We start from the raw sequence: 15,926 nt of genomic DNA on the forward strand, positions 1-15,926 counted from the left end.
TTCGTTCTGTGTCAGTGAGTTAGCTGACACAGATAAATTTACTAAACTAATTTAAGGAAATTCAAATATGAAAAACGTAGTAAAAGTTACCGCACTTTCTTTAGGTCTTGCACTTGCATCAGGTTTTGCTGCTGCAGATGAAAATATCGCATTCATCAACGCGGGTTACTTATTCCAAAACCACCCGGATCGTCAAGCTGTAGCAGATAAGTTAGATGCAGAATTCAAACCAATGGCAGATAAACTTGCTGCAAGCAAAAAAGAAATTGATGATAAAATCGTAGCATCTCGTAAAAAAGTAGAAGCAAAAATTGCCGCTTTACAAAAAGATGCACCTCGTTTACGTCAAGCTGAAATTCAAAAACGCCAAGACGAAATCACTAAATTTGGTTCAGATGAAGAAGCAGCATTAAATAAATTAATGGAAGAGCAAGATAAAAAAGTTGCTGAGTTCCAAGAGTTAAATGAAAAACGTCAAACTGAAGAGCGTGGAAAATTATTGGAAAGCATTCAAGTTGCAACTAATAATTTAGCTAAAGCTAAAGGTTATACTTATGTTTTAGATGCAAACTCTGTCGTATTTGCGGTAGATGGTAAAGATATTACTGAAGAAGTATTGAAATCTATTCCTGCAACTGAGAAAGCCGCTCCAGCAAAAACTGAAGAGAAAAAATAATAGGTTCTCATAATGCAAAAATCCTATTCTTTACAGGAATTAGCAACAAAAGTCGGCGGCACCCTTCGCGGTAACGCCGACGTTGTCGTTAATGGTATTGCTGCTCTTTCAAAAGCTGAAGCAAATCAGCTTACGTTCATTTCTAATGCAAAATTTCGCCCTTTATTAGCAGAATCTAAAGCAGGTATTCTTGTGGTGTCTGAAGCGGATGTGGAATTTTGCTCACCTGAAAGTAATTTACTTATCGTTAAAGATCCTTATGTTGCTTATGCAGTATTAGCTCAATATATGGATACTACCCCGAAAGCGGCTCAAAATATCCACCCAAGTGCGGTTATTTCTGAAAAAGCTTCAATTGGTGAAAATGTATCAATTGGTGCAAATGCCGTTATTGAAGAAGGTGTTGTATTAGGCGATAACGTGATTATTGGCGCCGGTTGTTTTGTAGGTAAATTCACCAAAATTGGTGCAGGTACACAGCTTTGGGCAAATGTAAGCGTTTATCATGAAGTAGAAATTGGACAAAATTGCTTAATTCAATCAGGTGCTGTGATTGGTAGTGATGGTTTTGGTTATGCAAATGATCGTGGTCGCTGGGTGAAAATTCCACAAGTTGGTCAAGTGATCATTGGTAATAATGTCGAAATTGGTGCTTGCACTTGTATTGACCGTGGCGCCTTAGACGCGACAGTCATTGAAGATAACGTCATCATTGATAACCTTTGTCAAATTGCGCATAACGTTCATATCGGCACAGGTACAGCAGTAGCTGGCGGTGTCATTATGGCCGGTAGCCTAAAAGTGGGGCGTTATTGTTTAATTGGCGGAGCAAGTGTGATCAATGGCCACATGGAAATCTGCGATAAAGTCACAGTAACAGGCATGGGGATGGTAATGCGCCCAATTACTGAACCAGGCGTTTACTCATCGGGTATCCCATTACAAACCAATAAAGAGTGGCGAAAAACAGCCACACTTACCCTGGGGATTGATGGTATGAATAAACGACTGAAAGCCCTTGAGAAAAAACTTGGCTAAGATTTTTAAAACGTACCCTAGGGTGCGTTTTATTTTTATACAGAAATATCGTATAATTCCAATGTTTTATTATTATTTATTTTAAAGGTATTAGACGTGTCAGAGAATCAAGTAAGTAAAGTAATTGAAGCAAAAGAAATTATGACCTTATTGCCACATCGTTATCCATTTTTATTAGTGGATCGCGTGTTGGACTACAAAGAAGGTGAGTGGTTAAAAGCAATTAAAAATATCAGTGTAAACGAACCTTGCTTTACTGGTCATTTCCCGAGTGAGCCGATTTTACCTGGTGTGTTAATTCTTGAAGCTTTGGCACAAGCAATGGGATTACTTGCATTTAAAACCCATAAATTAAAAGGTGGCGAATTATTCTATTTCGCCGGTATTGATGAAGCGCGTTTCAAACGCCCAGTATTACCTGGAGATCAAATGGAATTGAACGTTCAAGTGATTAAAGAACGTCGTGGTATTACAGCATTCACGGGTATTGCAACCGTAAACGGTGAAGTAGCTTGTGAAGCCAAATTAATGTGTGCTCGTCGATAATTAAAGAAAATTAAGGGGTAAGTATGATCCACCCAAGTGCAAAAATTCACCCGACCGCGCTTGTTGCTGATGGCGCAGTTATTGGCGAAGACGTTGTTATCGGTCCTTTTTGTATTATTGAAGGAAGTGTTGAGATTAAAGCACGTACTGTTTTAAATTCTCACATTGTTGTGAAAGGTGACACCGTGATTGGTGAAGATAACCAGATTTATCAATTCGCTAGCATTGGTGAAGTCAACCAAGATTTAAAATATAAGGGCGAAGCAACAAAAACCATTATTGGTAATGGAAACCGTATTCGTGAGCATGTGACAATTCATCGTGGCACTATCCAAGGTGGTGGTGTCACCCGTATTGGTAATAACAATTTACTCATGGTAAACGTACATGTTGCGCATGATTGCCAAATCAAGAATAACTGTATCTTAGCAAATAACGCAACACTTGCTGGTCATGTTGAATTAGATGATTTTGTGATTGTTGGTGGGATGTCTGCGATTCACCAATTTGTGATTGTAGGAGCACACGTTATGCTAGGTGGTGGTTCTATGGTTAGCCAAGATGTGCCGCCTTATGTAATGGCTCAAGGTAACCATGCACAACCTTTTGGTGTTAACCTTGAAGGATTAAAACGTCGTGGTTTTGATAAACCAACCATGCACGCGATTCGTAACGTATATAAAATGATTTACCGCAGTGGTAAAACCCTTGAAGAAGTATTGCCTGAAATTGAACAAATTGCACAAACTGAATCTGCAATTAGTTTCTTTGTGGAGTTCTTCAAACGTTCTACTCGTGGCATTATTCGTTAATTAACGTTTTTTCTCGTTAAGAGAAAATGATGAATAACAAAGAGACCGCACTATGATTTGTTCAAAGTGCGGTCGTTTTTTAGGATAAATTTAATGATTAAAGAAAATCCGACTATTGCGATCATTGCCGGCGAAGTCTCTGGTGATATTCTTGGCGCAGGTCTCATTCAGGCGCTTAAACGCCACTATCCGCAAGCTAAATTTGTCGGGATTGGTGGAGAGCGAATGATTGCTCAAGGCTTTGAAAGCTTTTTTGATATGGAAGAGCTCTCTGTCATGGGGCTAGTAGAAGTTCTCAAGCATTTGCCTCGATTGCTAAAAATTCGTCGCAGTATTATCGAGCAACTTTCTACTATTAAACCGGATGTATTTATCGGTATTGATGCACCGGATTTTAATCTTACCGTTGAACTGAAATTAAAAGAAAAAGGGATTAAAACCATTCATTACGTGAGCCCATCTGTATGGGCTTGGCGTCAAAATCGTATTTATAAAATTGCTAAAGCAACCCATCAAGTATTAGCTTTTCTTCCTTTTGAAAAAGCCTTTTATGATCGTTTCAATGTGCCTTGCCGTTTTATTGGTCATACTATGGCAGATGCGATTCCATTAAAACCAAATAGAACGGAAGCTTGTCAGACCTTAGGTATTGATGAAAAAGGACGTTATCTTGCCATTTTAGTGGGGAGTCGAGGTAGTGAAGTTGGGTTTCTGACAGAGCCATTTCTAAAGACCGCTTTGTTATTAAAAGAAAAATATCCAGACTTGCAGTTTTTAGTTCCTTTGGTGAATGAAAAACGTCGCCAGCAATTTGAGGAAATAAAGGCTCAGATTGCTCCTGATCTTGATATACATTTAATTGATGGTAAAGCTCGCCAAGTGATGATTGCTGCCGAAGCAACTTTACTTGCTTCAGGTACCGCAGCACTTGAGGCGATGTTGTGTAAATCGCCAATGGTGGTGGGCTATCGAATGAAACCGTTCACGTATTTCTTGGCAAAACGATTAGTCAAAACAAAATATATTTCATTACCTAATTTATTAGCGAATGAAATGCTTGTACCAGAAATGATTCAGGAAGATTGCGTACCGCAAAAATTAGCAGAACAACTTGCTCAGTATTTGGGTGATGATGAAAGCGCGGTCAAATCTCGCAGTATTTTAATTCAACGTTTTACAGAGCTGCATAAATTAATTCAATGTGATGCGGATAGCCAAGCAGCACAAGCTGTGGTTGATTTATTGGAGCAAAAACATGACTGATTTTGTTTATCCTGAAGGTTATCAATTATTTGCAGGGGTGGATGAGGTTGGACGTGGCCCTTTAGTAGGAGCAGTTGTAACGGCTGCAGTGATCTTAGATCCGAATAATCCGATTACTGGACTGGCAGATTCTAAAAAGCTCAGCGAGAAAAAACGTCTTGCACTGGCTGCAGAAATTAAAGAGAAAGCCTTAGCTTGGGCAATGGGACGAGCAGAGCCAGCTGAGATCGATGAACTAAATATTCTTCATGCCTCTATGTTAGCTATGGAACGAGCAGTAAAAGCCTTAAAAATTCAACCGCACTTTGTGTTGGTTGATGGCAATCGTGTTCCGCCTAACCTTAATTTACCTGCTCAAGCGGTAGTGAAAGGGGATTCACTAGTGGCTGAAATTAGCGCCGCCTCTATTTTGGCAAAAGTCGCGCGCGATCAGGAAATGGAAGCGTTAGATAAAAAACATCCTGACTATGCTTTTGCTCAACATAAAGGATATCCGACCAAATTACACTTAGAAAAGTTAGCGGAACTGGGGCCTTTACCGGAGTATCGTCGAAGTTTTTCACCTGTGAAGAAGGCGCTAGGCATAGAAGAGTAGTGACCTTGAAAGATTTTTAAGATTGAATAATATAAAATGGATATTTATTGCCTTATCTTTGATGATTATGAAACGTTAGATTTAATGGGACCTGTTGAGTTTTTAGCAAGAGTCCCTAATGGTAAGCTTCACTATGTATCCCAAGTTGGTGGATTAATTCGTAGTAAGCAAGGATTTTATATTGAAACAGAAAAGCTAGAACATTTATTACCTCATAGTGTGTTATTGGTTGTTGGAGGACAGGGAACTCGTCAGTTAGTAAACGATGAACAATTTATTAATCAGCTTGGTAAATGGATTGATGAGTCAGAGGTTTGTCTCAGTGTTTGTACAGGTTCAGTATTATTGGCTTGTACGGGGAGATTAGATAGTTTAAAAGCGACTTCTAATAAAAAATCTTTTGAATGGGTAAAACAATGTTGTCAAGCTGTAAAATGGGAACCTGTTGCAAGATGGGTGAAAGAGGGCAAGTTTTACACTTCATCAGGCGTTTCTGCTGGTATGGATATGGCGCTTGGGTTTATTGCTGATTATTACGGCAATGACTTGGCTCAAGACATCGCTAACCACACCGAATATCATTGGCAAAAAGATCCTAGTGTAGATAATTTTGCTCGAATCTATGGATATAAATAATAGATTTAGTTTTAGATTAAACAAAAGAGCGGTCAAAATTGACCGCTCTTTTTATACCTCAGCGAGATTATTTATTTAATTTTGCTTTGTAAGTTGGGTTCATTAAGTTTTCTACAGAAAGAATGTCATCCAATTGTTCTGCTGTTAATAAACCTTTTTCTAATACCACTTCACGTACGCCTTTACCGGTTTGAGCACAGATTTTACCCACTAAGTCGCCATTATGGTGACCGATAAATGGATTCAAGTAAGTCACGATACCGATTGAGTTAAATACATAGTTTTCACAAATTTCTTTGTTTACCGTAATACCGTCTACACATTTATCGCGTAAGTTCACGCAAGCATTGGTTAAGATGTCGATAGATTCAAACATCGCTTGACCAATCACTGGTTCCATTACGTTTAATTGTAATTGACCCGCTTCAGATGCGAAAGTAACGGTAGTATCGTTACCAATTACTTTAAAGCATACTTGGTTCACCACTTCTGGAATAACTGGGTTTACTTTTGCAGGCATGATAGAAGAACCTGCTTGTAATTCAGGTAAGTTAATTTCTTTAATACCTGCACGTGGACCAGAAGAGAGTAAACGTAAGTCGTTACATACTTTAGATAGTTTTACTGCGGTACGTTTTAATGCACCATGAACCATGACATAAGCACCACAGTCAGATGTTGCTTCAATTAAGTTTTCAGCAGGAACGCAAGGTAATCCAGTTACCTCAGCAAGGTGTTTTACTACTAATTCTGTATAACCTTTTGGTGTATTTAAACCAGTACCGATTGCTGTTGCACCAAGGTTGACTTCAAGGAGTAACTCAGCGGTGCGTTTTAAGTTACGTACTTCTTCTTCAAGTAATACAGCAAAGGCTTTAAACTCTTGACCAACCGTCATAGGTACAGCATCTTGTAATTGAGTACGACCCATTTTTAAAATTTTAGCAAATTCTTTTGCTTTATTATCGAAACCATCATGTAAGTATTGGATTTTGTCGATAAGTTTTAAAATGCTGTTATATACCGCAATACGGAAACCGGTAGGATATGCATCGTTGGTAGATTGGCTAGCGTTCACGTGGTCCATTGGGTTAATAACATCATATTCACCTTTTTTATGACCAATTTTTTCAAGCGCGAGGTTAGCAACTACTTCGTTGGTATTCATATTGACAGAAGTACCCGCACCACCTTGATATACATCAGATGGGAATTGATCTAAGCATTTCCCCGTGGTAAGAATTTCATCACAAGCAGCTACAATCGCTTTTGCAATATCACTTGGAATAGCACCTAATTCACCATTCGCTAGGGCAGTCGCTTTTTTAACCATTACCATGCCGCGAACAAATTCCGGTACATCAGAAATGGTTACATTAGAAATATTGAAGTTTTCAACCGCTCTTAAGGTATGGATACCCCAGTATGCATCAGCTGGCACATCACGTTCACCTAATAAATCCACTTCTTTTCTGTATTGAGTCATTTTAATCACCTTTTTTGGTTGTTAATTAATTTGAGGTAATTATAGGAATTTACATAGAAAATAAATTTGACATGGATCACATTTCAAATAAGACGTATAAGAGATATTTTCATTTCTCGCATAAATTTTTTTAGGGTGAAATTTTTTTATTTATCCCCTTGAAACCGAAAAAGTTATCCCCACATTTAAAACACTTTATTTTAATAAGAAGGAAATTAATCATGAATATTCGTCCTTTACACGATCGTGTAATCATTAAACGTGAAGAAGTAGAAACTCGTTCAGCTGGCGGTATCGTATTAACCGGTTCAGCGGCGACTAAATCAACCCGTGCGAAAGTATTGGCAGTGGGTAAAGGTCGTATTTTGGAAAATGGTACCGTTCAGCCTTTAGATGTAAAAGTTGGCGATACAGTCATTTTCAATGATGGTTATGGCGTGAAAAGTGAAAAAATCGATGGTGAAGAAGTGTTAATCATTTCTGAAAACGATATTTTGGCGATTGTGGAATAATTTAAATTAAGGAAAAAAGAAAATGGCAGCAAAAGACGTAAAATTTGGTAATGATGCACGCGTAAAAATGCTAAAAGGCGTGAATGTATTAGCAGATGCAGTAAAGGTGACCCTTGGCCCTAAAGGTCGTAATGTCATTTTAGATAAATCATTTGGTGCACCAACCATCACTAAAGATGGTGTATCTGTCGCACGTGAAATTGAATTAGAAGATAAATTTGAAAATATGGGTGCGCAAATGGTGAAAGAGGTTGCCTCTAAAGCCAATGATGCAGCAGGTGACGGTACAACGACTGCGACAGTTCTAGCTCAAGCTATCGTAAATGAAGGCTTAAAAGCGGTAGCTGCGGGCATGAACCCAATGGATTTAAAACGCGGTATCGATAAAGCGGTAAGTGCGGTTGTTTCTGAGCTTAAAAATTTATCTAAACCTTGTGAAACCTCTAAAGAGATTGAACAAGTTGGTACAATTTCTGCTAACTCTGACAGCATTGTAGGTCAATTAATTGCTCAAGCAATGGAAAAAGTAGGTAAAGAAGGCGTGATCACCGTAGAAGACGGTACAGGTCTTGACGATGAATTAGCGGTTGTAGAAGGGATGCAGTTCGATCGTGGTTACTTATCACCTTATTTCATCAACAAACCAGAAACGGCAACTGTTGAATTAGATAACCCATACATTCTTTTAGTAGATAAAAAAGTATCAAACATTCGCGAATTACTTCCAGTATTAGAAGGTGTCGCAAAAGCGGGTAAACCATTATTAATTATCGCTGAAGATATTGAAGGTGAAGCGCTTGCAACTTTAGTTGTGAACACCATGCGCGGTATCGTAAAAGTGGCAGCAGTGAAAGCGCCAGGCTTTGGTGATCGCCGTAAAGCAATGTTACAAGATATTGCGATCTTAACTGCTGGTACTGTGATTTCTGAAGAAATCGGTATGGAACTTGAAAAAGCGACATTAGAAGATTTAGGCCAAGCGAAACGTGTTGTCATCAACAAAGACAATACCACGATTATCGATGGTGTGGGGGATGATGCACAAATTAAAGGTCGTGTGGCTCAAATTCGTCAGCAAATCGAAGAATCAACTTCTGATTATGACAAAGAAAAACTTCAAGAGCGCGTAGCTAAACTTGCCGGTGGTGTGGCTGTAATCAAAGTCGGTGCAGCAACTGAAGTTGAAATGAAAGAGAAAAAAGATCGTGTGGATGATGCATTACACGCAACACGTGCTGCGGTTGAAGAAGGTATCGTTGCGGGTGGTGGTGTTGCATTAGTTCGTGCTGCAACCAAAGTAGCGGCAACCTTAAAAGGTGATAACGAAGAACAAGATGTCGGTATCAAACTTGCATTACGTGCAATGGAAGCGCCACTTCGTCAAATCGTCACTAACGCAGGTGAAGAAGCATCTGTTGTAGCAAGTGCGGTTAAAAATGGAGAAGGTAACTTCGGTTATAACGCAGGAACCGAACAGTACGGTGATATGATCGAAATGGGTATTTTAGATCCAACTAAAGTCACTCGTTCTGCGTTACAATTCGCCGCTTCTGTAGCGGGCTTAATGATTACCACAGAATGTATGGTGACCGATCTTCCAAAAGATGATAAAGCCGATTTAGGTGCTGCAGGAATGGGCGGTATGGGAGGCATGGGTGGAATGATGTAATTCCCCTTTGCGAAAGAAAGTGCGATCGTTTTTCTTTATAGAAATGCGATCGCATTTTTATTTGTGTGGTGCTACACTTTAATGGTTTTCGATGATTTTATAGGTATAACAATGACAATTTCCCAAACTGAACTTAATCAACAACTCAAATCTGCCGGTATCGGTATTAATGCAACTGAATTACATGGTTTTTTGAGTGGCTTAATTTGTGGTGGACTGAAAGATCAAAGCTGGTTACCACTTTTATATCAATTCAGTAACGATAACCACGCCTATCCAACCGCATTAATTCAGCCAATTACCGAAATCTATGAACAGATAGGTAAAACCTTAGGGGACGTAGAAGGGTTTGATTTTGAATTGGGCTTAACAGAAGATGAGAGCGTGTTTGCCCGTGCAGACAGTTTATCTGACTGGGCAAACCAATTTTTACTGGGCTTAGGTCTTGTTCAAGCAGAGTTGGATAAAGAAAAAGGTGAAATTGGCGAAGCGGTAGATGATTTACAAGATATTTGTCAGCTTGGTTATGAGGAAAATGATGACGAAGAAGAACTTGCTGAAGCCCTAGAAGAAATCATTGAATATGTTCGCACCATTGCAATGCTGTTTTACACCCATTTCAACGATGATGCGCAAGAAATAAAACCGATATTACATTAAAAGGAGCGAAACATGGATCTCGCATATATGGCGGCATTACCGCAAGAGGAATTTACTGAACGTCGTCAAAAAGTGTTCGCACAAATGCAGCCAAATTCTGCCTTGTTGCTATTTTCCGAAATTGAAAAACGTCGTAATAACGACTGCGATTTTCCTTTCCGTCAAGACAGTTACTTCTGGTATTTAACAGGTTTTAATGAGCCAAATGCTGCATTGTTATTGATTAAAACGGAAGATGCAGAAAAGGCGGTTGTATTTCTTCGTCCGCGAGATCCTTTGCTTGAAACGTGGAATGGTCGCCGATTAGGTGTTGAACGCGCACCGCAAAAACTCAATGTCGATGAAGCCTATTCTATCGATGATTTTAAAGCCAAATTTCCAAAATTAACGGAAAAATTGACCGCACTTTATCATGTGGCAGATCGCCATCCTTGGGGGGATAAATTATTAGCCGAAAGTGCAGTGAAATTTTACGCTGTTTTTGATTGGCAGCCGATGTTAAGTGAAATGCGCTTAATCAAATCACCGAATGAAATTCGCTTAATGCAGCAAGCGGGACAGATTACTGCGTTCGGGCATATTAAAGCGATGCAAGTGACTCGTCCAAATCGTTTTGAATATGAAATTGAAAGCGAAATTCTGCATGAATTTAATCGTCACGGAGCAAGATTCCCGTCTTACAATTCCATTATTGCCGGGGGCGATAATGCCTGTATTTTGCATTACACCGAAAATGATCAACCATTAAAAGATGGCGATCTTGTATTAATTGATGCAGGCTGTGAGTTTGCTATGTATGCAGGCGATATCACGCGTACGTTCCCTGTAAATGGTAAATTTACCCAGCCACAACGTGAGATTTATGAATTAGTCTTAAAAGCGCAAAAACGTGCGATTGAGCTATTAGTGCCTGGTAATTCAATTAAACTGGCAAATGACGAAGTAATTCGTATTAAAACTCAAGGCTTGGTGGATTTAGGCATTCTGAAAGGGGATGTGGATAAGTTGATCGAAGAAAAAGCTTATCGCCAATTTTATATGCATGGTTTAGGTCATTGGCTTGGTTTAGATGTGCACGATGTTGGTCGCTATGACGATGATCGTAGTCGCACGCTTGAAGTGGGAATGATCATTACTGTTGAGCCAGGTATTTATATTTCAGAAGAGGCGGATGTGCCAGCTCAATATAAAGGCATTGGTGTGCGTATTGAAGATAACTTGTTGATGACTGAATATGGCAACAAAGATCTGACAGCGGCGGCTCCAAAAGAAATCGATGACATTGAAAATTTAATGAAAAATTGAGAAGAATTCTCAAAATTGTGATCTAGTGCAAGTTTTTTGTGCAGTTAAGGTGCTAATATACTGTTAGATAAAAAAGACCGATCAAATCAGTAAGGAGTCGATTATGTACAAACACGTTTTAGTTGCGGTAGATCTTTCTGACGAAAGTGAATTTCTACTCAAAAAAGCCGTGGGAATTGCAAAACGTAATGATGCGCAACTTTCCATTATTCATGTAGATGTAAACTTCTCGGATCTCTATACTGGTTTAATTGATGTCAATATGTCATCAATGCAAGATAGAATCTCGAGCGAAACCCAAAAAGCGCTAATTAATTTAGCGGAACATGCGGGTTATCCAATAAAAGAAAAATTGAGCGGTAGCGGTGATTTAGGTCAAGTTTTGACAGATGCTATTGATCAGTATGATGTAGATCTACTAGTGACAGGTCATCACCAAGATTTTTGGAGTAAATTAATGTCTTCAACACGTCAAGTGATGAATACCATTAAAATTGATATGTTGGTTGTGCCACTTCGCGACGAATAGTGAGCAAAAATTATTTTAGTCCTATTAAAATAACGTAAATTTTAACCGCACTTCTCAATCAATGCAGTAGAGTGCGGTTTTCTTTTTTAAGATCAGTGAAAAAGCCTTTTTCTCTAGGTCAAAATATGCAAGAATAGTGAGCTTATTTTACAAATCGTGATCGAGATAGAGACACAAGGTTTTATCAATGAAAACAACAGCAGAAATTAGACAGTCATTCCTTGATTTTTTCCATAGCAAGGGGCATCAGGTTGTCGCAAGTAGTTCACTTGTACCTGAAAATGATCCGACATTGCTTTTTACCAATGCCGGTATGAACCAATTTAAAGACGTGTTCCTTGGTATGGACAAACGTCCTTACTCACGTGCGACAACTGCACAACGTTGTGTGCGCGCAGGTGGTAAGCATAATGACTTAGAAAATGTCGGTTATACGGCGCGTCACCATACTTTCTTTGAAATGCTCGGTAACTTCAGCTTTGGTGACTATTTCAAACATGATGCGATTAATTTTGCGTGGGAGTTCTTAACCTCTCCACAATGGCTCGGTTTACCAAAAGAAAAATTATGGGTAACCGTATATGAAACCGATAATGAAGCTTATGATATTTGGCATAAAGAAGTTGGTGTGCCAGCAGAGCGTATTATTCGTATCGGTGATAACAAAGGTGCGCCTTATGCATCAGATAACTTCTGGGCAATGGGTGATACCGGTCCTTGTGGCCCATGTACTGAAATTTTCTACGATCACGGTGATCACATTTGGGGAGGTCCTCCAGGCTCTCCAGAAGAAGATGGCGATCGCTATATCGAAATTTGGAACGTGGTGTTCATGCAATTTAACCGTCAAGCAGACGGCACAATGGAAAAATTACCACGTCCATCGGTTGATACGGGGATGGGTTTAGAGCGTATTTCTGCTGTATTACAGCATGTAAACTCTAACTATGAGATCGATATTTTCCAAAAATTAATTGCAAAAACAGCAGAAATCGTAGGAACAACAGATTTAACCAATAAATCATTACGCGTAATTGCAGACCACATTCGTTCTTGTGCATATTTAATTGCAGATGGCGTGATTCCATCAAATGAAGGTCGCGGTTATGTATTGCGTCGTATTATTCGTCGTGCAGTACGTCATGGCCACTTGTTAGGGGCAAAAGAAGCCTTCTTCTATAAACTTGTGCCGACTTTAATTGAAGTTATGGCGGAAGCAGGCAAAGAAGTTAAAGAAAAACAAGCCAATGTTGAAAAATTACTTCGTTTAGAAGAAGAACAATTTGCTCGCACATTAGAGCGCGGATTAAGCTTATTAGACGATGCGCTTGCTCAAGTGAAAGATGGTGTGTTATCAGGTGAAGTTGCCTTTAAACTTTATGATACTTATGGCTTCCCACTTGATTTAACTGCAGACGTATGTCGTGAGCGTGATATCGCAATTGATGAAGCAGGTTTTGAGCGTGAAATGGAAGCACAACGTTTACGCGCACAATCTGCAAGCCAATTCGGCATGGATTACAACAATGTTATTCGTGTAGAAGGTGAAACGAAATTTGAAGGTTATACTGAATCAGAATCTTTATCCAAAGTGACCGCACTTTTCCATGATGGGAAATCAGTAGACAGTATTACTGTAGGCCAGAGTGCTGTCGTCATTTTAGAAAACACGCCATTCTATGCGGAATCGGGTGGCCAAATTGGTGACAGTGGTTATTTAACCTCTCCAGGTATTCAGTTTAATGTAAAAGATACTCAAAAATATGGTCAAGTATTCGGTCATATTGGTGAGTTAGAACAAGGCAGTTTAAAAGTCGGACAAACAGTCAATGCGGTTGTGGATGCAGCAAGACGTCATCAAACGTCACTTAACCATTCTGCAACACACTTATTACACGCCGCATTGCGTCAAGTTTTAGGTCACCATGTAGTGCAAAAAGGATCGTTAGTGTCTGATACTGCATTACGTTTTGACTTTGCTCATCCGGAAGCGATTACCAAAGCACAGCTTAATGAAATTGAAACGTTGGTAAACCAAAAAGTGCGTGAGAATTTTGTAGTTCAAACGGACGTAATGGATATCGAAGCGGCAAAAGCGAAAGGTGCAATGGCGTTATTCGGTGAAAAATATGCTGATGTGGTACGTGTTTTAACAATGGGAGATTTCTCTGTTGAACTTTGTGGTGGCATTCATGCTAAACGTACCGGTGATATCGGTTTATTTAAAATTGTGGCGGAAACTGCAGTTGCAGCAGGTATTCGTCGTATTGAAGCGGTAACGGGTGAAAATGCAATTAATTGGTTACATAACCAACAACGTATTCTTACTCAAAGTGCAGATTTATTTAAATCTGACGTTAATACCCTTGTTGAGAAAATTCAGCAACTTCAAGATAAAGCGAAGAAAGCGGAAAAAGAATTACAAGGATTAAAAGAAAAAGCCGCAATGCAAGCAGGGTCCGATTTAGTGAAAAGTGCGGTTAAAATTAATAATGTTTCTGTAATCGTACATCAACTAGACGGAATTGAAACTAAATCGTTACGTGTGATGGTTGATGATTTAAAAAATCAACTTGGTTCAGGCGTAATTGTATTTGCATCTATTTTAGATGATAAAGTCAACCTCGTCGTTGGCGTAACAAGCGATTTAACTACTAAAGTGAAGGCTGGTGAGCTAGTGAATTTAATGGCTCAGCAAGTTGGTGGGAAAGGCGGTGGTCGCCCTGATATGGCAATGGCAGGAGGCTCCCAACCAGAAAATGTGAATCTAGCATTAACTGTCGCACAAAACTGGTTAAGCAATAATCTGTAGTACAAGCAGGTCGGTGGGATGCCGATCTTTACTTGATTGATAGGGATATCTAATAAATGCAAACTAAGGAGATAAAAGATGTTAATCTTAACTCGAAAAGTTGGCGAAAGTGTTCTCATTGGAGACGATATTTCTATCACGGTTTTGAGTGTACGTGGAAACCAAGTCAAACTCGGTGTGCAAGCGCCTAAAGAAGTATCCGTTCACCGAGAGGAAATTTACCAACGAATTCTGCAGTCAAAAGATGAACATATAGATGGGGCATCTTAGACCAACGAGTTTTATGAATGTTTTACATTCTATTTATAATTTAATTAACGTTTTTCAAAAAATTAAACCCATTGGTTTGCAAGATTTTAAAAATAACGGAATTTGAGTTATAAAGGTAGAGAAGGAACTTTTCCAACTTAAATCTATCAAAATTTAATAAATAATGACCGCACTTTTGTGTTACAGAAGTGTGGTCATTGGATATTTAAACAAAAAGGAAAATCAATGAAAGCAATTATTCCCGTAGCTGGTCTAGGCACCCGTATGTTGCCAGCAACAAAAGCGATTCCAAAAGAAATGTTAACGCTTGTGGATAAACCACTTATTCAATATGTTGTGAATGAGTGTGTTGCAGCAGGAATTAAAGAAATCGTGTTAGTTACACATTCTTCTAAAAATGCGATTGAAAACCACTTTGATACGTCTTTTGAGTTGGAAACAATGCTTGAGAAACGTGTTAAACGTCAACTTTTGGAAGAGGTTCGTTCTATTTGTCCTAAAGATGTAACGATCATGCATGTTCGTCAAGGGAATGCGAAAGGCTTGGGGCATGCGGTGTTATGTGGTCGTCCTGTCGTTGGAAACGAGCCGTTTGCAGTGGTGTTGCCTGATGTGCTTTTAGCGGATTTTACGGCAAATCAAAAGAAAGAAAATCTTTCCGCGATGATCAAACGTTTTAAAGAAACACAAGCAAGCCAAATTATGGTAGCGCCTGTTGCTGCTGATGAAGTGAGTAGTTATGGTATTGCGGATTGTGGTGGCATAGAATTGAAAGGTGGCGATAGCGTTAAAATTAACAGCATTGTTGAAAAACCATCTGTGGAAGAGGCTCCATCAAATCTTGCCGTTGTAGGTCGTTATGTGTTCTCTGCTGCGATTTGGGATTTATTAGAAAAAACACCTGTTGGCGTGGGTGATGAAATCCAATTAACGGATGCGATCGATATGCTTATTGAGAAAGAGACCGTTGAAGCGTTCCATATGACAGGCAGAAGCTTTGACTGTGGTGACAAGATTGGCTATATGGAAGCTTTTGTAGAATATGGTCTTCGTCATGATAAATTAGGGAAAGAGTTTAAAGCTTTCCTAAAAGATCTTGCAAAAACCTTATAATTGA

The 15,926-nt window shown here is 39.1% G+C and carries 16 protein-coding genes; 15 read left to right on the forward strand and 1 reads right to left on the reverse strand.

Annotation, left to right across the window (positions count from 1 at the left end; all coding sequences use genetic code 11):
• Positions 1-67 precede the first annotated feature (67 nt).
• From HMPREF3279_RS07140 to HMPREF3279_RS07170, 7 genes are all read left to right on the forward strand, one after another.
• Positions 68-676 (forward strand): OmpH/Skp family outer membrane protein, encoded by a 609-nt coding sequence (locus tag HMPREF3279_RS07140; protein ID WP_070868707.1) that lies wholly within the window; start codon positions 68-70, stop codon positions 674-676.
• 12 nt (positions 677-688) lie between these two features.
• Complete coding sequence (lpxD, locus tag HMPREF3279_RS07145) at positions 689-1,714, forward strand: UDP-3-O-(3-hydroxymyristoyl)glucosamine N-acyltransferase (protein WP_070868709.1); 1,026 nt, start codon at positions 689-691, stop codon at positions 1,712-1,714.
• A gap of 96 nt (positions 1,715-1,810) precedes the next feature.
• Positions 1,811-2,260, forward strand: coding sequence for a 3-hydroxyacyl-ACP dehydratase FabZ (gene fabZ / locus HMPREF3279_RS07150; RefSeq protein ID WP_083327179.1), 450 nt, complete (start codon positions 1,811-1,813; stop codon positions 2,258-2,260).
• A gap of 23 nt (positions 2,261-2,283) precedes the next feature.
• The gene (gene lpxA / locus HMPREF3279_RS07155; RefSeq protein ID WP_049363211.1) at positions 2,284-3,072 is read left to right on the forward strand and encodes an acyl-ACP--UDP-N-acetylglucosamine O-acyltransferase; all 789 of its coding nucleotides are present in this window, start codon (positions 2,284-2,286) and stop codon (positions 3,070-3,072) included.
• A 93-nt stretch (positions 3,073-3,165) separates the two neighbouring features.
• Positions 3,166-4,335 (forward strand): lipid-A-disaccharide synthase, encoded by a 1,170-nt coding sequence (gene lpxB / locus HMPREF3279_RS07160; RefSeq protein WP_070868712.1) that lies wholly within the window; start codon positions 3,166-3,168, stop codon positions 4,333-4,335.
• A complete protein-coding gene (gene rnhB, locus HMPREF3279_RS07165) occupies positions 4,328-4,930 on the forward strand; it encodes a ribonuclease HII (RefSeq protein WP_070868718.1) in 603 nt (200 codons plus the stop codon). Before lpxB ends, rnhB begins: the two co-directional genes overlap by 8 nt.
• A 36-nt stretch (positions 4,931-4,966) precedes the next feature.
• Positions 4,967-5,566 (forward strand): DJ-1/PfpI family protein, encoded by a 600-nt coding sequence (locus HMPREF3279_RS07170; RefSeq protein ID WP_049373181.1) that lies wholly within the window; start codon positions 4,967-4,969, stop codon positions 5,564-5,566.
• 67 nt (positions 5,567-5,633) lie between these two features.
• Here the strand turns inward: HMPREF3279_RS07170 and aspA are convergent, their stop codons facing one another.
• On the reverse strand, positions 5,634-7,052 hold the full coding sequence (gene aspA / locus HMPREF3279_RS07175) for an aspartate ammonia-lyase (protein WP_005696766.1): 1,419 nt from the start codon (positions 7,050-7,052) through the stop codon (positions 5,634-5,636).
• A gap of 221 nt (positions 7,053-7,273) precedes the next feature.
• On the opposite strand from aspA, the gene HMPREF3279_RS07180 reads away from it, so the two are divergent.
• From HMPREF3279_RS07180 to galU, 8 genes are all read left to right on the forward strand, one after another.
• Positions 7,274-7,564 carry a co-chaperone GroES gene (locus HMPREF3279_RS07180; RefSeq protein WP_005629492.1) on the forward strand — a complete coding sequence of 97 codons (291 nt, stop codon included), beginning with the start codon at positions 7,274-7,276 and terminating at the stop codon, positions 7,562-7,564.
• 22 nt (positions 7,565-7,586) lie between these two features.
• Entirely contained in the window at positions 7,587-9,233 is a 1,647-nt protein-coding gene (gene groL, locus HMPREF3279_RS07185; protein WP_049373182.1) for a chaperonin GroEL, read from the forward strand.
• Between the two features lie 111 nt (positions 9,234-9,344).
• Positions 9,345-9,893, forward strand: coding sequence for a YecA/YgfB family protein (locus HMPREF3279_RS07190; protein WP_070868727.1), 549 nt, complete (start codon positions 9,345-9,347; stop codon positions 9,891-9,893).
• Between the two features lie 12 nt (positions 9,894-9,905).
• The gene (gene pepP, locus HMPREF3279_RS07195; RefSeq protein WP_070868732.1) at positions 9,906-11,198 is read left to right on the forward strand and encodes a Xaa-Pro aminopeptidase; all 1,293 of its coding nucleotides are present in this window, start codon (positions 9,906-9,908) and stop codon (positions 11,196-11,198) included.
• Between the two features lie 103 nt (positions 11,199-11,301).
• Positions 11,302-11,727 carry a universal stress protein UspA gene (gene uspA, locus HMPREF3279_RS07200; RefSeq protein WP_005698692.1) on the forward strand — a complete coding sequence of 142 codons (426 nt, stop codon included), beginning with the start codon at positions 11,302-11,304 and terminating at the stop codon, positions 11,725-11,727.
• 187 nt (positions 11,728-11,914) lie between these two features.
• Entirely contained in the window at positions 11,915-14,539 is a 2,625-nt protein-coding gene (alaS, locus tag HMPREF3279_RS07205; protein WP_070868733.1) for an alanine--tRNA ligase, read from the forward strand.
• A 78-nt stretch (positions 14,540-14,617) separates the two neighbouring features.
• Positions 14,618-14,809 (forward strand): carbon storage regulator CsrA, encoded by a 192-nt coding sequence (gene csrA, locus HMPREF3279_RS07210; protein ID WP_049363188.1) that lies wholly within the window; start codon positions 14,618-14,620, stop codon positions 14,807-14,809.
• A 225-nt stretch (positions 14,810-15,034) separates the two neighbouring features.
• A complete protein-coding gene (gene galU / locus HMPREF3279_RS07215; RefSeq protein ID WP_070868734.1) occupies positions 15,035-15,922 on the forward strand; it encodes a UTP--glucose-1-phosphate uridylyltransferase GalU in 888 nt (295 codons plus the stop codon).
• Positions 15,923-15,926: the final 4 nt, after the last annotated feature.

Origin of the sequence: Haemophilus sp. HMSC71H05 (genome assembly GCF_001838635.1) — a bacterium.
Lineage (GTDB): Bacteria > Pseudomonadota > Gammaproteobacteria > Enterobacterales > Pasteurellaceae > Haemophilus_D > Haemophilus_D parainfluenzae_R.